General features: G+C 75.7%; 21 protein-coding genes. 16 read left to right on the forward strand and 5 right to left on the reverse strand.

Annotation, left to right across the window (positions count from 1 at the left end):
* Nucleotides 1-3 precede the first annotated feature (3 nt).
* Nucleotides 4-609, reverse strand: a complete 606-nt coding sequence (locus Q6350_RS14615; RefSeq protein ID WP_305066573.1) for a DUF998 domain-containing protein — start codon at nt 607-609, stop codon at nt 4-6.
* A gap of 181 nt (nt 610-790) precedes the next feature.
* Between Q6350_RS14615 and Q6350_RS14620 the strand changes: the two genes are divergently transcribed.
* The 5 genes from Q6350_RS14620 (at nt 791) to Q6350_RS14640 (ending at nt 3696) form a co-directional block, all read left to right on the forward strand.
* On the forward strand, nt 791-1078 hold the full coding sequence (locus Q6350_RS14620) for a hypothetical protein (protein WP_171245735.1): 288 nt from the start codon (nt 791-793) through the stop codon (nt 1076-1078).
* A gap of 102 nt (nt 1079-1180) precedes the next feature.
* Complete coding sequence (locus Q6350_RS14625) at nt 1181-1603, forward strand: hypothetical protein (RefSeq protein WP_305066574.1); 423 nt, start codon at nt 1181-1183, stop codon at nt 1601-1603.
* Between the two features lie 98 nt (nt 1604-1701).
* Nucleotides 1702-1944, forward strand: coding sequence for an SHOCT domain-containing protein (locus Q6350_RS14630; protein WP_304603949.1), 243 nt, complete (start codon nt 1702-1704; stop codon nt 1942-1944).
* Nucleotides 1944-3407 carry a multicopper oxidase family protein gene (locus Q6350_RS14635; RefSeq protein ID WP_304607708.1) on the forward strand — a complete coding sequence of 488 codons (1464 nt, stop codon included), beginning with the start codon at nt 1944-1946 and terminating at the stop codon, nt 3405-3407. The genes Q6350_RS14630 and Q6350_RS14635 overlap by 1 nt, the downstream gene beginning before the upstream one ends.
* Before the next feature lie 22 nt (nt 3408-3429).
* Nucleotides 3430-3696, forward strand: a complete 267-nt coding sequence (locus tag Q6350_RS14640) for an SHOCT domain-containing protein (protein WP_304603951.1) — start codon at nt 3430-3432, stop codon at nt 3694-3696.
* An 11-nt stretch (nt 3697-3707) separates the two neighbouring features.
* Here Q6350_RS14640 and Q6350_RS14645 read toward each other — a convergent pair whose 3' ends face one another.
* The 3 genes from Q6350_RS14645 to Q6350_RS14655 all read right to left on the reverse strand — a co-directional run bounded on the left by Q6350_RS14645 (nt 3708) and on the right by Q6350_RS14655 (nt 6980).
* A complete protein-coding gene (locus tag Q6350_RS14645) occupies nt 3708-5336 on the reverse strand; it encodes a LuxR family transcriptional regulator (protein ID WP_304607709.1) in 1629 nt (542 codons plus the stop codon).
* 60 nt (nt 5337-5396) lie between these two features.
* Nucleotides 5397-6518, reverse strand: coding sequence for an NAD(P)/FAD-dependent oxidoreductase (locus Q6350_RS14650; protein ID WP_304607710.1), 1122 nt, complete (start codon nt 6516-6518; stop codon nt 5397-5399).
* Nucleotides 6519-6611: 93 nt separating this feature from the next.
* Nucleotides 6612-6980, reverse strand: a complete 369-nt coding sequence (locus Q6350_RS14655; protein ID WP_305066576.1) for a DUF2200 domain-containing protein — start codon at nt 6978-6980, stop codon at nt 6612-6614.
* A 162-nt stretch (nt 6981-7142) separates the two neighbouring features.
* Here Q6350_RS14655 and Q6350_RS14660 point away from each other — a divergent pair, with 162 nt between their 5' ends.
* A complete protein-coding gene (locus Q6350_RS14660) occupies nt 7143-8111 on the forward strand; it encodes a peptidoglycan-binding protein (protein ID WP_305066629.1) in 969 nt (322 codons plus the stop codon).
* 3 nt (nt 8112-8114) lie between these two features.
* Nucleotides 8115-8489 carry a hypothetical protein gene (locus tag Q6350_RS14665; RefSeq protein ID WP_305066577.1) on the forward strand — a complete coding sequence of 125 codons (375 nt, stop codon included), beginning with the start codon at nt 8115-8117 and terminating at the stop codon, nt 8487-8489.
* Here the strand turns inward: Q6350_RS14665 and Q6350_RS14670 are convergent.
* Nucleotides 8469-9257, reverse strand: a complete 789-nt coding sequence (locus Q6350_RS14670; RefSeq protein WP_304607712.1) for a BTAD domain-containing putative transcriptional regulator — start codon at nt 9255-9257, stop codon at nt 8469-8471. The genes Q6350_RS14665 and Q6350_RS14670 overlap by 21 nt on opposite strands.
* Before the next feature lie 199 nt (nt 9258-9456).
* On the opposite strand from Q6350_RS14670, the gene Q6350_RS14675 reads away from it, so the two are divergent.
* Genes Q6350_RS14675 through Q6350_RS14715 form a run of 9 tightly spaced genes read left to right on the forward strand, consistent with a single transcriptional unit; the run spans nt 9457 to nt 20007 of the window.
* Entirely contained in the window at nt 9457-10101 is a 645-nt protein-coding gene (locus tag Q6350_RS14675) for a hypothetical protein (RefSeq protein ID WP_304603957.1), read from the forward strand.
* 1 nt (nt 10102) lies between these two features.
* Nucleotides 10103-10399, forward strand: coding sequence for a hypothetical protein (locus Q6350_RS14680; protein ID WP_304603958.1), 297 nt, complete (start codon nt 10103-10105; stop codon nt 10397-10399).
* Nucleotides 10396-11547: a hypothetical protein gene (locus Q6350_RS14685; RefSeq protein WP_304607713.1), complete on the forward strand. Its 1152-nt coding sequence runs from the start codon at nt 10396-10398 to the stop codon at nt 11545-11547. The genes Q6350_RS14680 and Q6350_RS14685 overlap by 4 nt, the downstream gene beginning before the upstream one ends.
* Nucleotides 11544-12062, forward strand: coding sequence for a phage baseplate assembly protein V (locus Q6350_RS14690; protein ID WP_304603960.1), 519 nt, complete (start codon nt 11544-11546; stop codon nt 12060-12062). The genes Q6350_RS14685 and Q6350_RS14690 overlap by 4 nt, the downstream gene beginning before the upstream one ends.
* Complete coding sequence (locus tag Q6350_RS14695) at nt 12062-12385, forward strand: hypothetical protein (protein WP_304607714.1); 324 nt, start codon at nt 12062-12064, stop codon at nt 12383-12385. Before Q6350_RS14690 ends, Q6350_RS14695 begins: the two co-directional genes overlap by 1 nt.
* A complete protein-coding gene (locus Q6350_RS14700) occupies nt 12382-12786 on the forward strand; it encodes a GPW/gp25 family protein (RefSeq protein WP_305066579.1) in 405 nt (134 codons plus the stop codon). Before Q6350_RS14695 ends, Q6350_RS14700 begins: the two co-directional genes overlap by 4 nt.
* Nucleotides 12783-15335, forward strand: coding sequence for a hypothetical protein (locus Q6350_RS14705; RefSeq protein WP_305066580.1), 2553 nt, complete (start codon nt 12783-12785; stop codon nt 15333-15335). Before Q6350_RS14700 ends, Q6350_RS14705 begins: the two co-directional genes overlap by 4 nt.
* A complete protein-coding gene (locus tag Q6350_RS14710) occupies nt 15332-17782 on the forward strand; it encodes a baseplate J/gp47 family protein (RefSeq protein ID WP_304603964.1) in 2451 nt (816 codons plus the stop codon). The genes Q6350_RS14705 and Q6350_RS14710 overlap by 4 nt, the downstream gene beginning before the upstream one ends.
* Nucleotides 17779-20007, forward strand: coding sequence for a phage tail protein (locus tag Q6350_RS14715; RefSeq protein ID WP_305066581.1), 2229 nt, complete (start codon nt 17779-17781; stop codon nt 20005-20007). Before Q6350_RS14710 ends, Q6350_RS14715 begins: the two co-directional genes overlap by 4 nt.

A 20007-nucleotide genomic window follows, 5' to 3' on the forward strand; every position in this document is an offset into this window, starting at 1 on the left:
GCCTCACAGCTCCCGGTACCTGCCGGGCGCGTCGGGGCGGGCGAGCCGCACGGCCTCGACGCCGTACCAGGTGAGGCCGATCGCGAAGAGCAGTCGCTGGGCCGCGCCCGCCACGAACGGCATGGTCAGCATCGTCAACGGCAGCACCACGGCGGCCACGAGCGCGACGATGTCCAGGACGCGGATCCAGCCGGGTCGACGTCCCCGGCGGATCGTCACGGCCAGCACGCCGACCATGAAGGCGAACCCGACGGTCGTCGACGCCACCGCGTGCAGGGTGTCCTCGGCCCGGTCCCAGGCGGCGCTGTACCAGGGGCTGTGGGAGAACACCGCGACACCGAACATCCCGGCGCCGTAGACCGCGTGCGCGCCGCGCCCCCACGGACCCCACGCCTCCCCCGCGCGCGCGGCCTCGACCAGCACCGCGAGCCCGAGCAGCACGAACCCCGTGCGCGCCACCCAGGCACCCGGCACCCCTTGTCCCGCGGACTCGCTCACCGAGTGCCGCACGACGTCGTAGGAGTCGGGGACGGCCAGCGGGGCGAGGGCCAGGCACAGCAGAGCAGCACCGAGCAGGACCAGCACCGTCACCGCCGAGGATCGACTCACGACCTCACGATCTCATCGTCGCGCCGGTCGGGCGCGACGTCGTGACGCCGGGTGAAGTCCGCGCGGGCGTGGGCCGCCCCGCGAGCGTGCGCCCGCCGACCTGCCTACGTTCGACCCGGTGACGCAGGAGCAGGCTCGACGGCGAGTCCGCCCGGTCACCCGACCCCCAGGAGGTTCCGAGATGAAGAAGCTCGCTGTCGGCGCTGCCACGCTCGCCCTGCTCGCCGCTCCCCTCGCCGCCGCCCCGGCCGCCGCCGCGGGGCACGGACCGCACCCGTCCTGCTGGGGCCAGGCCTCGGCCGTGTTCGCCCAGATGCAGATGATGGGCGAGCACTCGTCGTCGTTCGCCACCCCACGTGTGGGGCTGCGCAACCTGGCCCGCTCCGCGCTCGGCGAGGACGCCACCATGGCCGACCTCGGGGTGTTCGTCGCCGATGAGCTCGGGCTGTCCATCGACGCCTGCATGTGACCTGCGGTGGCGCCCGGGGACGGTCGACCCCCGGGCGCCCTGGGAACATCGTCACACCGGTCGGGGGCCGGTCAGCACGGTGTCGTGACCTACCCTCGGGCCATGGCCACCTTCTCCTCCGTCACGCGTCCGCACGTGCTCTCGGCGATCGCCGAGCACGACGACCGCGGTGCCACCGCGTTCCTCAGCGTCTACGGGTTCACCCCGACCCCGGGGGTCACGCTGACGCACGAGGGCCGGACCTACGACGCCACGGCCCTGCTCGCCGTCGCGCACCGCTACGCGACCGGACGGGCCGCCCTGCCCGAGGAGATGACCGGGGGCAAGGTCGCCGTGGGCACGCTGCTGAGCAAGCGCGGGTTCGACGTCACGGGCGCCCCGTCCTCCCGGACGACCGCACGCCGCACGACGGCCTCCCGGCCCGCCACGCCTCGCAAGGCTCCCGAGCCGGAGAAGCCCACCCCCGTGTGCCCGTCGTGCTTCATGGCCCTGCCCGCGACGGGGGTCTGCGACAGCTGCGGGTGAGCCCTCTCACCCGTCGGTGACGGGTGTGGCGCGACGCCCCGATTGTTACGGTGGGGGGTATCTGGACGACGCCCCCTGACGCCGGAGACGATGCGCACATGACGTGGCTCTACCTGGCACTGCTCGTGCTCGGTGCCACGCTGCTCGGCGTCACGGCCGTGCGCGTGCTCGTCGGCGGCCTCCGCCCCCCGCACCGCGCCCGCCCGGACGACACGCCCGCCGCGCCCGCGAGACCGCGGGCCGCGACCTCGACGGCGCGAGAGATCCTCGACGAGCGGTACGCCGCCGGCGAGCTGAGCACCGAGGAGTACGACCACCGACGCCGGGTCCTGGAGCGCTGATGGAGCCCATCAGCCGGCGCACCGCGTTGACCCTCGGCGGGCTGGGGCTCGTCAGCGCCACCGTGGGGGGCGTGGGTCTCTGGCGCGAGCTGAGCACCACCGGCACGACCTCGGGAGCGACGGGCGAGACCCTCCGCGCCCCCGAGGTCGTGCGCAGCACCGACGGCGTGCTCGACGTCCGGCTGGAGGCGGCCCGCGGGACCCACGAGATCGCCGGACGACGGGCCACCACCCTGGCGTACAACGGCGGTGTTCCCGGTCCGACCCTGCGGGTGCGCGCCGGGGACACGGTGCGCGTCGAGCTCGTCAACAGCACGGACGAGACGACCAACCTCCACGTGCACGGCCTGCACGTCTCGCCCGAGGGCACCGCGGACAACGTCTTCCTCGCCGTCGAGCCCGGCGGGTCCCAGCAGTACGAGTACATGCTGCCCGCCGATCACCCGGCCGGGACGTACTGGTACCACCCGCACCACCACGGCACCGTCGCGGACCAGCTGTTCGGGGGCCTCTACGGCGCCATCGTCGTCGAGGAGGACGACGCGCTCCCCGTCACCCGCGAGCGCACCCTGGTGATCGCCGACATCACCCTGGACGGCGCCGGAGCCGTCGCGGCGCCCTCGGCGCCGGAGCGCATGATGGGACGTGAGGGTGAGCTGCTCCTCGTCAACGGGCAGCGGCGCCCTCGCCTGCGGGCGGCGGCCGGGGAACGCGAGCGCTGGCGGATCGTCAACGCCTGCGCCTCCCGGTACCTGGACCTGAGCCTGGCCGGTCAGAGCGTCCGGGTGATCGGGCGTGACGGCCCGCGGTCCACGGGCATGCCGTCGCTGGACGACGCCGTGCTCGCCCCCGGCAACCGCCTCGACCTCGTCGTGGACATGCGCGAGGGCACCGGTGAGCTGGTCGCCGCTCCGTTCGACCGCGGCGGGCCGATGGGTCGGATGATGGGCGGGGGCACGGGCGCCGGAGGCGACGACCCCGTCGTGGTGGCCGACCTCGCCGTCGCCGCCGGCCCGGGGGCGGACCTCGGCCCGCTGCCGCCCGCCCCCGCACCGCGCGACCTCCGCGGCGCGCCGGTCGACCGGCGCCGCACCCTCCGGTTCGCGATGGGGAGGGGCGGCACGATGGCCGGGGACGGCGGCCGGTTCACCATCGACGGGCGGACCTTCGACCCCGAGCGCGTCGACCAGCAGGTGAGGCTGGGCACGGTCGAGGAGTGGACCATCGTCAACGACAGCCCGATGAACCACCCCTTCCACCTGCACGTCTGGCCGATGCAGGTGGTCACCGCCGCCGGCGTCGACCCCCCGGCCCCGCTCTGGCTCGACGTGGTCGACGTCCCGGCCGGGCAGAGCGTGACCGTGCGGGTGCCGTTCGAGGACTTCGGCGGACGCACCGTGTACCACTGCCACATCCTCGATCACGAGGACCTGGGAATGATGGGCGTCGTCACCGCCCGGTGACGCCGACAGGAGGGAGAGAGCCATGATGGGCGACGGATTCGGCATGGGATGGATGTGGCTCGTGTGGCCGCTGATCGTCGTCGGCGTGGTGCTGGTGGTGCTGGCGGTGGTGCTGGCCGTCCGGAGCAGCGGGAACTCTCGAGGCGGCGGCCAGGCACCTCCCGCGACGCCGGGGCGCCCGCCGAGCCGGGCCGAGGAGATCCTCGACGAGCGGTACGCCCGGGGTGAGCTCACCGACGAGGAGTACCAGGACCGCCGCCGGCGCCTGCGGGACGGCACCGAGCGCTGATCCCGGCGTGATCACACCAGGCGGTGCTCGTAGGCGTAGGCGACGGCCGCCGCGCGCGACCCGACGTCGAGCTTGGCGAAGATGTTCGACAGGTGCCGCGCCACCGTCTTGACCGACAGCACCAGCTCGGCCGCGATCTCGGCGTTGGTGTACCCCTCGGCGACCAGGCACAGCACCTCGACCTCCCGGGCGCTCAGACCGCCGGGCCGCTCCTCCCCGGGCAGCAGCGCGGCCACCTGGGCCGAGGCGGGCATCGCGCCCAGCTCGGCGAAGGTCCGGGCGGCCGGCTCGAGCTCGGCGAGCGCCGACCGCTCGTCACCCAGCGCTCGCAGGGCGCGCGCGACCAGCACGCGGCACCGGGCGCACTCGTAGGGGGCCTCGAGGCCACCCCACGACGTCCCGGCCCGACGGGCGGCGGCCAGCGCGCGTTCGGCGTCGCCGCGGGCGAGAGCGACGGATGCCGTCGCGTACGCCCCGGCGGCGGCCAGGGCGACGCTGCCGAACTCGTCGGCGGTGGCACGGATCTCGTCGGCGAGCCCCGCCGCCTCGTCGACCTCTCCCGCCGCGGTCAGGATCTCGACCGCGGCCGGGAGCAGGGCCGAGCGCCGCACCGGGTCGACGGCCTCGGCGAGCGACACACGGATCGCGCGCTCGGCGGCGTCGGTCTCGCCGCGCGCGAGCCACAGCAGCGACCGGCCGGGCTGACCCGGGTGGCCGAAGCCGGTCGCCCGGTCGTAGGCGGATGCGGCGTCGTCCTCCCGGCCGAGGACACGCAGCGCCTCGCCGCGCTCGTAGTGAGCGAGACCGGCGGCCGCTCCCCCGCCGGCGGTGCCGTGCCGCGCGGCAGCGTCCTCCAGCTCGCGCACCGCGTCCGGGAACGCGCCGTGCATGCGCAGCAGCTGGCCGCGGTGCACGGCGCACTGACCGGTGAACGCCACCAGGCCGGCCTGGCGGTCGCACCACGTCGACATCGCCCGGGTCCACTCGTGGGCGCGTCCGAGGTCGGACAGCTCCTGGCACGCCTCGATCGCGGCGCAGAAGGCGAGGCCGGAGTAGATCGGCGAGGTCTCACCGGCCACGACCGACGCCATCGCCTCGTCGACGAGCGCGAGACCACCAGGCACGTCGCCGGTGTAGATCCGCAGCCGCCCCTCGACGACCAGCCCCGCCGCGGCGAGGTCCGGGTCGGCGAACCGTCGACCGTAGGCCGTGACGGTCGGCGCGAGCGCGAGGGCGTCGGCGATCTCCCCGCGCGCCAGGTGGGCGAAGGTCTGGCGCTCGCGCAGGTACCCGTGCTCGACGACGTCCTCGTCCAGCCGCCCGAGCAGGCCCTCGGCCCGGGACAGCCAGCCGTGGGCGACCGCTCGCTCTCCCGCGTCCTCCAGGACGGTGGTCAGCCACAGCGCGGCCCGTGCGGCCCCGCGCAGGTCACGGGCCTTCTCGGAGGAGCGGTAGGCGCGGTGCAGGGCCTGGACGACGTCGTCGTGCCGTCCCACCAGGTATGCCGCGGTGGCGAGAGCGACGAAGTCGGGGCCGACCAACGCGTCGTCGTCGAGGGCGCTCAGCAGGCGGTAGGCCGAGATCCAGTCACGCCGCTCGTAGGCCGCGCGAGCGAGGTCGAGGTCCTCCGGTGCACCCATCGCAGATCATCCCTGCTCCCGACGATAGCTCCGCCCCCGACTCCTCGACAGGGCGGCGGCTCACGCCGACGCCAGGGACCGCGACACCGGCCGGGCGGCACGGTGGGCGATGTGGTCGGCGACGTACGCGGCGTCGGCGGCGACGCCGGGGAGCACCATCGAGGCCATCGACCACTGGAAGACCAGTCCGCAGAAGTACAGGCCCGGGACGTCGTGCGCGACGCCACGGTACTCCCGAGGCCATCCGTCGTCGCCGAGGACCGGCAGCTCGATCCAGGAGTGGTCCAGCGCGTAGCCGGTGCACCACACGACCGTCTCGACGTCCACCGCGGTGCCGTCGGCGAGCAGCGGCCGGCCGTCAGCGGTGACGTCCTCGACGCGTTCCTCGATCCAGGTCACGCCGCGCTCGGCGAGCTCGCGCCGCGTGATGCGCGCCGTCGGCAGGCCGTGGTGCGGTCCGCGCAGGCGCCGCATGAGGGCCCGCCCCGGCGGGGTGCGGCGGGTCAGGACATGCCGGGCCACGAGGACGAGAAGGGGCGTCCCGATCCGGTCCCAGCGCGACCCCGGCCGCACCGGTTCCCGGCCGGTGAACCGGCCGCACAGCGTCACCGGGACGTGCGCGGCGAGCTCGTAGGCGATCTCGCAGCCGCTGTGCGACGTGCCGACCACCAGGGTGGGGCCGCTCACGGACGCCGGCGACCGGTACTCGCTCGAGTGGAGCTGGCGGACGGAGGGGTCCAGCCGCCGGGCGACGTCGGGGACGGCCGGCGTGCGCCCGCGGGTGCCGGTGGCGACCACGACGTCGTCACAGGCGATCGCCTCGTCGCCCACGTGGGCGAGGAACCCGCCATCGGGTGCCGCGGTCAGCCGGTCGACCCGGGTGCGCAGCCGCACGGGCAGGCCCGTCTCGAGGGCGTACTGCTCGAGGTAGTCGGCGACGTCGTCCTTGCCGGGGTAGGACCACGGGTCGCCCGGGAACGGCAAGCCCGGCAGCCCGTCGTAGCGGACGGGCGTGAACAGGCGCAACGAGTCCCAGTGGCAGCGCCAGTTGTCGCCGAGCCGGGCGTTGCCGTCCACGACGAGGACCTGGACACCTCGTTCCTGCAGCTCGTGGGCGGTGGCCAGGCCGGCCTGGCCCGCGCCGATGACGAGGGTCTGCACGTGCTGACGGTGCGGGTTCATGTCCTCGACGCTAGGTCGCGGTGCGGGGACCCGGCATCGGACGAACGACCCATCTCCGCCTCGGGCCGGATGGGTCGGACGTCGCGGGGCCGCTCAGGGTGCCGTCGCCGTGGGCTGACGCAGGATGGACGACATCTTCTTGCCGCGAGCCACCTCGTCGACGAGCTTGTCGAGGTACCGGATCCGCTGCATCAGGGGGTCCTCGATCTCCTCGACGCGGTGCCCGCAGATCATGCCCGTGATGAGCGAGGCGTGCGGGTTCATCCGCGGCGCCCGCTCGAAGAACGTGGCCATGTCGACCTCGTCGTCCAGCACCCGCTGCAGCCCGGCCTCGTCGTAGCCGGTCAGCCAGGTGATGACCTGGTGGAGCTCGTCGACGGTGTGCCCCTTGCGCTCGACCTTGGCCACGTAGTGCGGATAGATGCTCGCGAAGCTCGTGCTGAAGATGCGGTGGCCCGCCATCGTCCGCCTCCTGGTCGCCGTCCGGCCGGTCGACGTCATCGTCGCACGGCGGGCGTGACATGCGCGTGACACGGCGGTGACGAGCCCCGACGAGCATCGGCGGGAGGGGCGGACCGGCCGGTCGCGCCGTGGAGCGAGTCGAGGGGCGACATCGTGACGACCATGCGATTCGGAGGCAGGACCTTCAGCAACGGCGACCTGCCGTCCGCGGTGCTGAGCGAGCTCTCCCCGCGGGGCGTGCACGGCACCTCGGGGCGCTCCCGCGCGTACCTGCGCAAGGATGCGGCGCGCTCGTGGAACCGCGCGATCCGGCAGGTCCGGTCCGAGACCGGCCTCGACCTGACGGTCCGCGGATGGAACCGCTCGCGGGCGGAGCAGGAGCTCTTCTTCTTCCAGCGCTACCGCCGCGGTGCCAGCAGCCCGTTCCGCGACTACCGGTTCTACCGGGGCGTGAAGTACGGGCGCGTGTCGGGTGCAGCCGCCGCCGTCCCCGGGTTCTCCAACCACGGCTGGGGGCTGGCGGTCGACGTCAACGACTTCGGTGGCGTCGGCGAGTTCGGCAACGCCCGGCGGGTCAAGGCCTACCCGATCCTCAAGACCTACGGGTGGACCGAGACCGAGGGGCGCCGGGTCAGCGAGCCCTGGCACCTCGTCTACGACCCGGCCGCCGACCGCGCGAAGGGCGGCGGCAAGCCCCGCGCCAAGAAGGCTCCCCGACGCAAGCCGGCGCGACCGCCGACGATCAAGCGTCGCAGCAGGCAGCGTGCCTGGGTCGCGCTGTGGCGTGAGTTCCTCACGGCGGAGAAGGGCTCCGACCCCGGCACCGGCACGGCGTTCGACGGGACCCTCCACGACGCGACCACGCAGTGGCAGAAGCGCCACGGCCTCGAGCCGGACGGCGTCGTCGGGCCGAAGACCTGGTACACCGCCACCAGCGGCGTCCGGACCGGGAGCCGGGGCAGCGCCGTCCAGATCGCCCAGCGCATCGGCGGGTTGCGCGGGTCCGCCGTCGACGGCGTCGCGGGGTCGGTGTTCGCGAGCCGGTGGAAGCAGATCCAACGGTGGCTGGGGGTCGAGGCCGACGCCGTCATCGGGCCGAAGACCGTCGCCGCGCTCATCGCGAAGGGTTGACCCATGATCCCGGACCTGTCCCACCTCGCCCTGCGCACCACGACCGCCGCGCTGGCCGGAGGCACGATCGCCCGGCTCGTCCGCCGGGACGCCGACGACGCGGGACCCGACGTCGTCGCCACCGCGGTCGCCGCGGGCGCCTACGCCGTCCTGGTGACGGTGCTCGCCGAACGCGTCCACCCGGCCTTCGGCCTCGCCCTCGGCGACGTCGGCGTGCTGGGACCGGCGCGGGGCGTCGTGGAACCCACCCCGGACTACGAGGCCGAGAACGAGGCGCTCGTCATGGCCGCCGGGCCGGTGGACGACGAGCCGACCCCTGAGGAGCTGGGTGACCCGAGCCCGGAGGAGCTGCGGGGCTCAACGCCCGGGGACGGATAGCCGTCGGGGCGACGGTTGCGCGCCTTGGGGCGGGGCCGCGACGGCGCCCAGCAGTCCCGACACGGTGGGCGACGGTTCGATGCCGAGCTCGGTGCGCAACGTCGTGCAGCAGGCGTCGTACGCCCGGCAGGCCTCGCCCACGTTGCCCTCGGCCAGGTGGATCGAGATCACCGTGCGGTGCGCGCTCTCGCGCAGCTCGTCGGCACGCAGGGCGGCGAGTGCCGCCTCCAGCGCGAGGCCGAACCTCCCGGCCGCGGCCAGCCGCGCCGCCGTGGCCTCCAGGACGTGCAGCCGCAGCTGGTGCAGCCGCTCCCGCTCGGTCTCGAGCCACGGGTCGTCCCAGTCGGGCAGGAGCTCGTCGCCGCCCAGCTCGGGCGCGCCCTCGTCGGCCTGCACCCGCGCGTCCGGATCTCCCAGCAGGGTGCGCGACGCCGCGATGAGCCGGTCGACGTCGACGTCCGGACCCAGCCCGAGCTCGACCACGCCGTGGGCGGCGGCCACGAGGCCAGGCGCCGCCTGATTGACGCGCCAGATCCCCGTGCGCAGGCTCGCGAGGGCCCGTTGCTCCTGGGTGTCCGGCCAGAGCATCCCCGCCAGCCGGCTGCGACCCAGCCGGCCGCGCAGGGCCAGCATGGCGACCAGGCGCTGCGCTCCCACGGGGAGCGAGACGGGTTCCCCGTCGACGTCGATGCCGAACGGGCCGAGCAGGCTGATCGCGACGACGGGGGCAGGGCGCGACGGCGAGCGGGTCCTCTTCTGCTGCGACACGCGTCACCCCCGGGGGCGGGTGGGCGGCCCGTGGGGCCGCCGGCGAACGTCCACGACACCAAGAAGGAGCCGGTGCCCTCCGTCCATGATACGAACGTCCCTCCCGCTCACCGGCGCGGACCTCCATTTCACCCCGCCCGCGTCCGCCGTGACGGCGGGGTGATGGGGCGGTGACGTCGCACCGCGCAGGATCGGCCCCATGAGCACCTTCCCGGGCAGCCCCCGCACGGTCCCCGGCGCCGTCGTGGCCGTCGAACCGCTCGGTGCGCTCTCCCGCGTGGCCGTGTTCCAGTACAACCCCGACCAGGTGCGCCGGACGCTGCGCCGTCGGACCCCCGAGGGCAGGACGGGCTCCTCGGACCGTGACCGGATCTGGGGTGCCCCCACCCAGCGGATCTCCCTGCGCATCGAGCTGGACGCCGCGGACGAGATGGAGGTCGGGAACCCGGCGTCGAGCCCCTCCGGGGTCGCGGCCGGGCTCGCCGTGCTGGAGATGCTCCTGTACCCGGCGGTGGCGTCGGTCGTGGCGAACGTCGCGCTGCTCGCCGCCGGCACGATCGAGGTCGTGCCCCCGCGAGCGCGGCTCGCCGTGCTCGCCTGGGGCCCCGGGCTCGTCGTCCCGGTCACCGTCCAGGAGCTCGACGTGACCGAGGAGACGTTCGACCCCACGACCCTCCTGCCCACCCGCGCGACCGCGGAGCTCACGCTGGACGTCCTCACCTACGACGACCTCGCCCCGACCGACCCGGGGTTCGCCGTGTTCCTCGCCCACCAGGTGGCCAAGGAGGCGCTGGCGACGCTCGGCGGGGCCCACGGGGTCGCGGCCCTGGCCGGGGGTGCCTGAGATGTCCCGGTACGCCGACGTGCCCACCACGACCCTGGAGGTCGTCGCCGACGACGGGAGCCGTCGACAGGTGCGCTACCTGCGGCGACGTTTCCCTCCCGAGGCACCGCCGTCGCCGGCCCGGCACACGGTCGTCCCCGGGGACCGCCTCGACCTGCTCAGCGCCCGGCTCACCGGCGACCCGCTCGGCTTCTGGCGGCTCTGCGACGCCAACACCGCGCTCGACCCGGACTCCCTGGTCGACGCCGAGGCCGCGGGCACCCGCATCGTCGTGCCGCTCCCGGGGACGGCGCGATGACCGGCGACCTCGGCTGCCACGTCACCCTCCTCGCCGGCGCCACCGTGCCGGTGCCCCTGCCGCCGGACCTGACCGCGCGGGTGGTGTCGGTGACGGTCACCGAGTCCGACCACGACCGGTCCGCCTTCACCGTCGTCCTCGACGCCGGGCGCTCCGGCCCCCTCGGCGCCCTCGACACCCCCGTCCTGGGGCCGACGTCGCCGCTGCGTCCCGGCTCGCGCGTGGTCGTGGTGCTGACCACCGGCGTCGTCCCGCACGTCCTCGCCGACGGCATCGTCACCGAGACCGAGCTCACGCCAGGGAGCACCGCGTCGGCCGCGGAGCTGCGGGTCACGGGTCACGACCTGTCGGTGCTGCTGGACCGCCGGGAGCGCTCGGCCGAGCACGTCGCCCTCGAGGACTCCCTCCAGGCCCTGGCGATCGCCGCCGGGTACGCGGTGCACGGCGTCGCCCCGCTCGTCGTCCCGCCGGCCGACCTCGACCCGCCGCTGCCGATCGAGCGCACCCCCACGCAGCAGGGCACCGACTGGTCCCACCTGCAGCTCCTCGCCCGGCGCCACGGGTACGTGTGCTGCATGGTGCCGGGCCCGTTCCCCGGTCTCTCGACCCTGTACTGGGGCCCGCCGGTCCGCGAGGGACTGCCGCAACCGGCGCTCGCGGTCGACTGCGGGCCCGCGACCAACGTCATCGGCGCGCTCCGCTTCCGGGAGGACGCCCTGACGCCCGAGGTCCAGGAGGGGCGGGTCATGGACCGGCGCACCGGCGTCACCCTCCCCGTGCGGACCGTGGCGCCGCTGCGCGTCCCGCAGACGGCCATGCCGACCTGGGCGACCCACGCCGGCGACGTGCGCGTCCGCCAGTTCCGCGACTCCGGCGTGGGCGCCGTGACGGCCTTCGCCCGCGCGCAGGCGACCACCGATCGCGCCGCCGACGCCGTGACGTGCGACGGCACGCTCGACGGGGCGGTGTACGGAGACGTGCTGCGGCCGCGTGCCCTCGTCGGGCTGCGCGGCGCCGGCTGGTCGCACGACGGGCTCTGGTACGTGCGCCGGGTCGTGCACCAGGTGCGGCCGGGCGCATGGACGGCCGACTTCTCGCTGACCCGCGACGGGCTCGGCTCGACGGTGCCGGTGGTGAGGGTGCGATGAGCGAACCGTCCGGCGAGCCCCGCCGGTTCTACGGCAAGTACCGCGGCACGGTCGAGAACGACCTCGACCCGATGCAGCTCGGACGCGTCCAGGTCTCGGTGCCGGCGGTCCTCGGCGAGGGCACGCTGAGCTGGGCGATGCCCTGCACGCCGTACGCCGGAGACCAGGTCGGGCTCTTCCTCGTCCCGCCCCGCGGGGCGCGCGTGTGGGTCGAGTTCGAGGCGGGCGACCCCGACCAGCCGATCCTCGCCGGCTGCTTCTGGGGCCTCGGGGAGGTGCCGGCGAGCCCGGCGGTCCCCCAGCTCAAGGTGCTGCGGACCGAGGCGGTGACCGTCGAGGTCAGCGACGTGCCGGGGGCCGGGGGCGTGCGGATCAGCGTCGACCCGCCGGCGGTCGCGGTCCCGATCGCCGTGGAGGCCACCGCGTCGGGGGTCGAGATCTCCGTCGGGGCCAGCAAGATCGCGCTCACCGCCGCTTCCGTGTCGATCAACGACGGTGCGCTGGAGGTGACCTGATGCCCGGGTTCCTCCTCACCACCGCCTCCTCCGTCGCGTGCGCGCACCAGGGCGCGGCCACGGCCGTCGTGCCGGCGGCACGGGTGCGCCTCGGTGGGACCCCGGCCGTGCTCCTGTCCTCGCCCTGGACGGTGGCCGGCTGCACGTTCCCTCCGCCCAGCGCCGGCAACGGCCCGTGCGTGACGGGGACGTTCACCACGGGGAGCGTCCGCGTGACGTCGACCGGGCAGCCGCTCGCCCTCCAGCATGCGCCCGGGCAGTGCGTGCCCACGGGCACACCCCTGATCGTGCGCCAGACCCAGCCGCGGGTGCGTGCGACGTGACCGACGACTTGCCCCGCCGCGCGTGGGCCCCCAGGCACCTCGCGTTCCCGCTGCGGCTCGACGGCCGGGGCCGCACGGCCATGGCCGACGACGCCGAGTACGTCCGCGGGCTCGTCGAGCAGGTGCTGTTCACGGCGCCGGGCGAACGCGTCAACCGGCCGGACTTCGGCAGCGGCGTCGGCCGACTGGTGTTCGCCCCGACCGACGACGCACTCGCCCACTCCACCCAGGCCCTGGTGCACGGCGCCCTCCAGCGTTGGCTCGGTGATCTCCTGCAGGTCGAGGAGGTCCGGGTGACGTCCGTCGACTCGCGGCTCGAGGTGGTCGTGGAGTACCTCCCGCTGTCCGCCACGGCACCCGAGGAGCGCCGCACCGTCACCGTCTCGGGAGGCGCCCCGTGAGCGCCGGGGGGTTCCTCGCCGCGGTCGACCAGGAGTCGCGCCGTGCGCAGGTGCGCGGGGTGCCGGGCCTCGACGGCGTCGACTTCGTCGAGGTGCTCTCCAACCACCGGGGGTCGGCCGGGTACGTGCCGTCGGCCCCCCAGCAGCGCACCCTGCTGGTGCACCTGGTCAACGGCCCCGTCCCCGCCGACTGGAGCGCCGACCGCGTCGAGGTGCTCGGCGGGGTGCGTTCCGACCCGGCCCTCAACCCGGTCGCCGTCGAGTGGGCCTACCCGGCCGAACGGGTCCTCGACCCGACCGTGCCTCTTCCGGACCCGGCGCTGCCGCACGTCGGCGCCGGTGACCGCGAGCTCGTCGACCGGGCGCTCCGGGACCCGGCCGGCCAACCCGACACGGAGGCCCGTGCGCGCGCGTTCGTCGTGCGCACCTCGTCCCCGGGCGACTGGTCGACGTACACGCTGCGGCTCGTGGACTCCGCCGACGCCGCGGGCTCCGCCCCTCCCCCGGGGTTCGACGTCGCGCTGGCCACCGCGCCGTTCACCTTCACCGTGGACTGCCCCACGGACCTCGACTGCGCGCCCGGGACCCCCGGCGCACCGACGGACGAGGACCTGCTGCCCGGGGACTACCTCGCCCGTGACTACGAGGGCCTGCGCACGCGGCTGCTGGACCGCGTCGCGACCCTGCTGCCGGGGTGGACGGACGACGGGCCCGCGGACCCCGCCGTCATGCTGGTCGAGCTGTTCGCCGCTGTCGGCGACCGCCTGGCCGCCTGGCAGGACGCCGTCGCCGTCGAGGCGTACCTCGGCACGGCACGGCGCCGCACCTCCGTGCGACGGCACGCCCGCCTCCTCGGCTACACGGTGCACGAGGGATGCTCGGCACGTGCCCTGCTGGCCTTCACCACCCCCTCCGGCCAGGACGTCGTCGAGGTCCCTGCCGGCACTCCCGTCACGGACCTGCCGGGCCGCGTCGAGGCCGGGTCGCCGCTCGACGCGGCGGACCAGGGCGCCACCGTGTACGAGACGATGACGCGCCTCACCGTGCGGGCCGTCCGCGACGCGCTGCCGCTGTACGCGTGGGGCGGATCCGACCACCGCCTGCCGGCCGGGACCACCGCGGCGTTCGTGGCGACCGGCCTCACCGAGGATCCCCGGCTGCGGCGCGGTGACCTCCTGGTGCTGGCCGAGCAGCCCGCCGACGGGACGCCCGGCGCCGGGCCGCCGGACCGGCGTTACGCGGTGCGGCTCGTGCGCGACGCCGAACGGTTCGAGGACGAGCTCCACGGCGTCGCGGTGTGGCAGCTCGTCTGGTCCCGGGACGACGCGCTGCGCGGCCCGCTCCAGGTCCGCGCCGGGGATCCCGCCGCCGTGCGGGCGGTCGCGCTCGCGAACGTCGTCGTGGCGGACCACGGCGCGACGGTCGTGGGCGAGCCGCTCGTCCCCCCGTCCGTGCCGGCGTCCCGCGCGTACCGCCCGCGCCTGCGCAGACCGGGGCTCGCCCCGGTGGACCCGCGGCTGCCCGAGGCCGCCTCCGCGAGCGCCCTGCTCTCCCCCGACCCGACCCGTGCGGGCGCGGCGATGTCGCTGTGGGACGGGCGCCGCGAGTGGATCCCCCGGCCGGACCTGGTGGGCAGCGGGCGGCTCGCGGCGCACGTCGTGGTCGAGCCGGAGCCCGGTGGCGTCTCCCGGCTGCGGTTCGGCGACGGGCTGAACGGTCGCCGTCCGACGCCCGGCAGCGAGCTGCGCGCCACCTACCGGATCGGGGGCGGCCCGGAGGGGCGGGTCGGCGCCGGGCGCCTGGTCAGGGTGCTGCCCGCGGCGCGCCCCGACGCGGTGCTCACCGGTCCCCCGCCCGTGGTGTGGAACCCGCTGCCGTCCTCGGGCGGGGCGGCCCCGGAGTCGCTCGAGCAGGTGCGCCAGCTCGCGCCGGCGGCCTTCCGGACCCAGCGCCGGGCGGTCACCTCGCGCGACTACGCCGTGGTCGCCGAGCTCGACCCCGGCACGCAGCGGGCGGTCTCGCGACGCCGGTGGACCGGTTCGTGGTACGCCCAGGAGGTCACGCTCGACCCCCTGGCGGGCGCCGACGACGAGTCCCTGCGCGCGGCGGTGACGGCCGAGCTCGAGGTGCGCCGGACGGCGGGCGTGGACGTCGAGCTCGAGCGACCGGTGCACGTGCCGCTCGACCTCGTGCTCACCGGCTGCGTCCGGCCCGGCTATCCGCGCGAGGACGTCGAGCAGCGGCTGCGCGAGGTGTTCTCGTCGGGGGTGGGGACCGACGGACGGCGCGGTTTCTTCCACCCCGACCGCTTCACCTTCGGCGACCCCCTGCGGCTGTCGGACGTCGTCGCCACCGCCACGGCGGTCGACGGGGTGGCGTGGGTCGAGCCGGACCGGTTCACCCGTGCCGGTGCCACCCGGGCGCAGGCGGCCGCCGACCTGGCCGCCGGCGTGATCGTGATGCAGCCCCGCGAGCTCCTGCGCTGCGACAGCGACGTCAACGAGCCGGAGGCCGGGCGCGTCGTGGTCCACCTGGGAGGTGGGTCATGACGTGCGACTGCCAGGGCCCGGGCTGCTGCTGCGGGGACGAGGAGCCGGTCACCAACGCGCCGGGGCTCAGCGCCCTGCGCTGGCGTGTCGCCCCGCACGGCGCGGCCCTGCGACGGATGCGCCGGACCCTGCCCGCACCGGGCGCGGACGACCCGGCGGCCGTGCTCCTGGACGCGTGGGCCGTCGTCACCGACGTCGTGTCGTTCTACACCGAGCGCATCGCGCAGGAAGGGTTCCTGCGCACCGCCACCGAGGGGCTCTCGGTGCGCGAGCTGGCCCGCACCATCGGCTACGAGACGCGGCCCGGCGTCGCCGCCCGGACCGAGCTCGCGCTCGACGTCGAGGAGGCGCCGGGGGCACCGGCCACGGTGCACGTCCCGGCGGGCTCTCCGGTGCGGACGATCCCGGCCCCGGACGCCCTGCCGCAGGTCTTCGAGACCTCGGCCGAGCTCGAGGCGGTCGCCGCGTGGAACGCGGTGCCCGCGCTCGCCACGGTCCCCCAGCCGCTGGGCTGGAGCGTGACCGACGTCTGGCTGCCCACCCTGACCCCCGGCGTCCAGGTGGACGACCGCCTGCTGGTCGTCGGGGCCGAGCGCGCGGGCGTCGGACCGGGAGACCCGCACGGCCCGGACACCGAGCGGTGGGACCTGCGCCGGGTGACCGCCGTCGAGGTGGCACCCGCCGCCCACCCCGGCTGGACGAGGATCCGGCTCGACCGCCGGATCGGTTTCCGCGCCTCCACCCCGCTCGTCGCCGAGGACGACGTGCAGGTCTTCCGCCTGGCACGCCGTCTCGCCCTGTTCGGTCACGACGCGCCCGACCCGCAGATGTTCAGCGCGGACTTCCGGCCGCCCCGGGTACCGTCCGGCGACGACTGGTCCGGTCTCGCGGCGAACTCCGTGGGCCCGCGGCTCGTGGAGCTCGCCGGCGACCACCCGGACGTCGTGCCCGGGTCCTGGCTGGTGCTGGAGCAGCCAGGGCTCACCGAGGCCTACCGGGTGGAGGACGCCACCCCCGACGGGGACAAGCGTTTCGGCCTGTCGGGGCGGATCACCCGGCTGCGGCTCGACATCGACGAGAACCTGGCGGGCTTCGACCGTCGGCAGACCGTCGTCCACGCGGTCTCCCGGCCCCTGTCGGCGGCCGTCATGCCGCGGTTCGACTCCGTCGGCGCCGCACCCGGGAGCTCCGCGACGGTGCTGGACGTCGCGGGCACCACGCCGCCGCTGCCGGCGGGACGGCTGGTCGCCGTCACCGGCCGGACCACCACCGGCGCCCCGGGCGTGGAGACCGCCGTCGTCGTCGCCTCCACGGCGCTCCCGGGCGGCGGCCAGCGGCTCGTCCTCGACCCCGCCCTGACCCAGGCCTACGACGCCGGGACCGTGGTGGTGCGGGCCAACCTCGTCCCCGCCACCCACGGCGAGACCGTGCACCAGGTGCTCGGCAGCGGCGACGGCCGCGTCGCGTTCCCCCGGTTCCGCCTGCGTCGCGGGCCGCTGACCCACGTCCGCTCGACGACGGCGGCGGACGGGGCGGTGGCCGACCTCACCGTCCTCGTGGAGGACGTCGCCTGGCGCGAGGTCCCGTCCCTGCTCGACGCGGGTCCGCACGACCAGGTCTACGTGCTGCGGCTGGACGCGGAGGGACTCGGCACGGTGACGTTCGGGGACGGCGCCCACGGGGCACGGCTGCCCTCCGGCACGGAGAACGTGCGTGCCGTCTACCGCGTCGGGATCGGTCCCGACGGCGCGGCCGGGACGGGTCAGGTCTCGCTGCCGGTCCGGCGTCCCCGCGGCATCGGCACGGTCGCCAACCTCGCCCCCGCGCGCGACTGGGCGGGCCCGGAGGACCTCGGGCAGGCGCGGGTCAACGCCCCGCAGCGGATCCGGACGCTCGACCGGGCGGTCTCGGTGGCCGACCACGCCGACTTCGCCCGCGCGTACTCGGGTGTCGGACGGGCGCGCGCGGACCTCGTCTGGGACGGGAGGGCGGACCGGGTGGTGGTGTCCGTCCTGGCCGCCGACGGCGGTCCGGCGTCGGGTGCGCTGATCACGGACCTGCGCTCCACGCTGGAGGACGCCCGTGACCGCCGGACGCCGTGGACCGTCGTGGCGGGCGAGGTCGTCGACGTGGCCGCGAAGCTCACCCTCGACGTGGACCCCCGGCACGAGCGCGACGCCGTCCGCGACGCCGTGACGGCCGCGCTCCTGGACACGTTCGGCGGGCTCGACCTGGGCGCGCCGCTGGCGGCGTCCGCGGTCCTGGTCGCGGCGACCTCCGTGGACGGGGTGCTCTCGGCGACGATGCCCGTGCTCCGGGGACCGGTCGGGGACGACGCCCTGCTCACCGCCGAGCCGGCCCGCTGGGACACGGGGACCCGCACGGTGCGGCCCGCCCGGGCGCTGCGGCTCGTGCCCGGCCTGCTCGACGTGGGGGTGCGGACATGACCGTCGACGACGCACGCCGCGACGAGCGCACCGACTACCTCGCGGCGCTGCTGCCCGCCCACGTCATGGAGCGCGACGCCGAGACCGGCGGGCTGGTCCGCGCCCTGCTCGGCGCCGTCGCGGGCGAGCTCGCCCGGGTCGAGGACGACCTCGACGCGCTGTACGACGCCTGGTTCGTGGAGACGGCACCCGAGTGGGTGGTGCCCTACCTCGCCGACCTCGTGGGGCTCGACTCGCTGCCCGGCGACCTCGGCACCGGCAGCGGCGCCGGCGTGAGCCGTCGGGCCGTCGTCGCCAACACCGTCGCCTACCGGCAGCGCAAGGGCACGGTCGCCGTGCTGGAGCAGGTGGTCCGCGACGTCACCGGCTGGCCCGCACGGGCCGTCGAGTTCTACCGGCTCCTGGCCACGACGGCGCACGTCAACCACGTGCGTCCCGACCGGCCGGCGCTGGCGTCCCTGCGGCACGCCGGCGGCGTCGAGCTCGAGGCGGACGGGCTCGCCCACGGCGCTCTCACCACCCGCGCGCACACCGCGGAGGTGCGCCGGGTGGACCCCGGTCCGACGGGAGGCCGAGGCCGCTACGGCATCCCGCACATCGGCGTGTTCGTGTTCCCGTGGCAGGTGTACGAGGTGACCGGGACCCGCGCGCACCCGGTCGGCACGGACCTCCTCACCCACCCGCTCGACCGCCCGTGCCCGTGGTTCTTCCCGCCGGCGACCGAGGACACGATCGAGCACCTGGCCGGTGAACCAGACCTTCCGGTCCCGCTGCGCCCGCGACGGCTCCTCGCCCTGCTGCGGGGCGCGCGGCGGGGCACGGCCACCCCGGGGCCCCTGCCCGTGACGGTCCGGGTCGACGACGGTGACGCCCTGCCGCCCGTCCGCCTCCGCGTCTGCGGTCTCGAGGGCCTCGCCCGCCGGGGCGACGACACCGCCGACACCGGGGACGACGACCCGACGCAGGCGCTCGACGGCTGGCAGGTGATGGTGGACCCGGTCGCCGGGCGCATCCAGCCGTACCTCGACGGCGACCCGTACGACCCCGCCGTGCACGGCGTGCACGTCTTCGACGTGGACCACGCCGCGGGGGCCGTCGCCGACGTCGGTGCGGGGACGTACGACCGGTCCGCGGCCCACGACGACGCGCTCGACGGCGACCCGTTCGTCGCGGTCGAGGACCGCCGCGACCGCGTCGACGCCCAGGCCGGCGTGCCGGGCGGCCCGGCCGCGCCGGACGTCGTCACCATCGCCGACGCCGTCGCCGCCGTCGCGGACGGCTGGGCCGCGGACGCGGCGTCGCACCCCGGTGGCACCCGCGTCGTCTCCGTGGCCGACCCGACCGACCACGTCGGCGACGTCGACCTCGCCGTGCCGGCCGACTCGCGACTCGTCGTGGTGGCCGCCGCGTGGGAGGCGCGCACCCTGCTGTCCGGCGACGTGGCGGCGCCCGTCCCGGGCGTCTACGCGCCGACCGGTCTGCGACCGCGCGTCGTCGGGGACGTCCTGGTGACCGGCGCGGAGGGCAGCGCGCTGCTGCTGGACGGGCTGGTGGTGCTCGGTGACGTGCGCGTCCGGCCCGGGAACCTGACCTCCCTCACGGTGAGCCAGTGCACCGTGGCGGGCCGGGTGCTCGTCGAGGGAACCGCCGGCGACGCGAACCGGGCGCTGCAGGTCACGGTCGTGCGCAGCATGGTCGGCGGCGTCGAGCTCGTCGGCACGGTGCCGGGGCTGCGGCTCGCGGACAGCGTGGTCGACCCGGGCCTGGCCGTCCTGGCCGGAGGGTCGGCCGGCCCCGCCGTCCGGGCCGACGGCGCGCACACGAGGATCGACGGCTCGACGCTGCGCGGAGAGGTCGGGTGCCGCCTGCTCGACGTCACCTCCAGCATCTGCGACGGCGTCGTGACCGTGGAGGACCGTCAGCGCGGCTGCGCGCGGTTCTCCTACCTCGGCCCGGGGTCGCGCACCCCCCGCCGGTTCCGGTGCGTGCCGTCCGCGGACGCGGACGGTGCGCCCGGGCCCGCCTACGCGTCCCTCGACCCTGCCTCGCCGTCCTACCCCGCCCTCTCCGCGACCGCACCGGTGGCGATCCGCCGGGGCGGCGAGGGCGGCGCCGAGATGGGCGTCCACCACCACCTGCGGCGTCCCCTGCGGACGGACGCCGCCCGCCGTCTCGTCGAGCCGTACGTGCCGGCGGGTATGCAGATCGGGATCTTCGGGAGCTGA

The sequence above is a fragment of the Isoptericola sp. b515 genome (assembly GCF_030588125.1).
Lineage (GTDB): Bacteria > Actinomycetota > Actinomycetes > Actinomycetales > Cellulomonadaceae > Isoptericola > Isoptericola sediminis.

What these genes read in the sequence shown, in the direction of transcription:
- Q6350_RS14620 (WP_171245735.1), top strand. Translation starts at nt 791, where the DNA reads ATGAAGAAGCTCGCTGTCGGCGCTGCCACGCTCGCCCTGCTCGCCGCT.
- Q6350_RS14625 (WP_305066574.1), top strand. Translation starts at nt 1,181, where the DNA reads ATGGCCACCTTCTCCTCCGTCACGCGTCCGCACGTGCTCTCGGCGATC.
- Q6350_RS14630 (WP_304603949.1), top strand. Translation starts at nt 1,702, where the DNA reads ATGACGTGGCTCTACCTGGCACTGCTCGTGCTCGGTGCCACGCTGCTC.
- Q6350_RS14635 (WP_304607708.1), top strand. Translation starts at nt 1,944, where the DNA reads ATGGAGCCCATCAGCCGGCGCACCGCGTTGACCCTCGGCGGGCTGGGG.
- Q6350_RS14640 (WP_304603951.1), top strand. Translation starts at nt 3,430, where the DNA reads ATGATGGGCGACGGATTCGGCATGGGATGGATGTGGCTCGTGTGGCCG.
- Q6350_RS14645 (WP_304607709.1), bottom strand. Translation starts at nt 5,336, where the DNA reads ATGGGTGCACCGGAGGACCTCGACCTCGCTCGCGCGGCCTACGAGCGG.
- Q6350_RS14650 (WP_304607710.1), bottom strand. Translation starts at nt 6,518, where the DNA reads ATGAACCCGCACCGTCAGCACGTGCAGACCCTCGTCATCGGCGCGGGC.
- Q6350_RS14655 (WP_305066576.1), bottom strand. Translation starts at nt 6,980, where the DNA reads ATGGCGGGCCACCGCATCTTCAGCACGAGCTTCGCGAGCATCTATCCG.
- Q6350_RS14660 (WP_305066629.1), top strand. Translation starts at nt 7,143, where the DNA reads ATGCGATTCGGAGGCAGGACCTTCAGCAACGGCGACCTGCCGTCCGCG.
- Q6350_RS14665 (WP_305066577.1), top strand. Translation starts at nt 8,115, where the DNA reads ATGATCCCGGACCTGTCCCACCTCGCCCTGCGCACCACGACCGCCGCG.
- Q6350_RS14675 (WP_304603957.1), top strand. Translation starts at nt 9,457, where the DNA reads ATGAGCACCTTCCCGGGCAGCCCCCGCACGGTCCCCGGCGCCGTCGTG.
- Q6350_RS14680 (WP_304603958.1), top strand. Translation starts at nt 10,103, where the DNA reads ATGTCCCGGTACGCCGACGTGCCCACCACGACCCTGGAGGTCGTCGCC.
- Q6350_RS14685 (WP_304607713.1), top strand. Translation starts at nt 10,396, where the DNA reads ATGACCGGCGACCTCGGCTGCCACGTCACCCTCCTCGCCGGCGCCACC.
- Q6350_RS14690 (WP_304603960.1), top strand. Translation starts at nt 11,544, where the DNA reads ATGAGCGAACCGTCCGGCGAGCCCCGCCGGTTCTACGGCAAGTACCGC.
- Q6350_RS14695 (WP_304607714.1), top strand. Translation starts at nt 12,062, where the DNA reads ATGCCCGGGTTCCTCCTCACCACCGCCTCCTCCGTCGCGTGCGCGCAC.
- Q6350_RS14710 (WP_304603964.1), top strand. Translation starts at nt 15,332, where the DNA reads ATGACGTGCGACTGCCAGGGCCCGGGCTGCTGCTGCGGGGACGAGGAG.
- Q6350_RS14715 (WP_305066581.1), top strand. Translation starts at nt 17,779, where the DNA reads ATGACCGTCGACGACGCACGCCGCGACGAGCGCACCGACTACCTCGCG.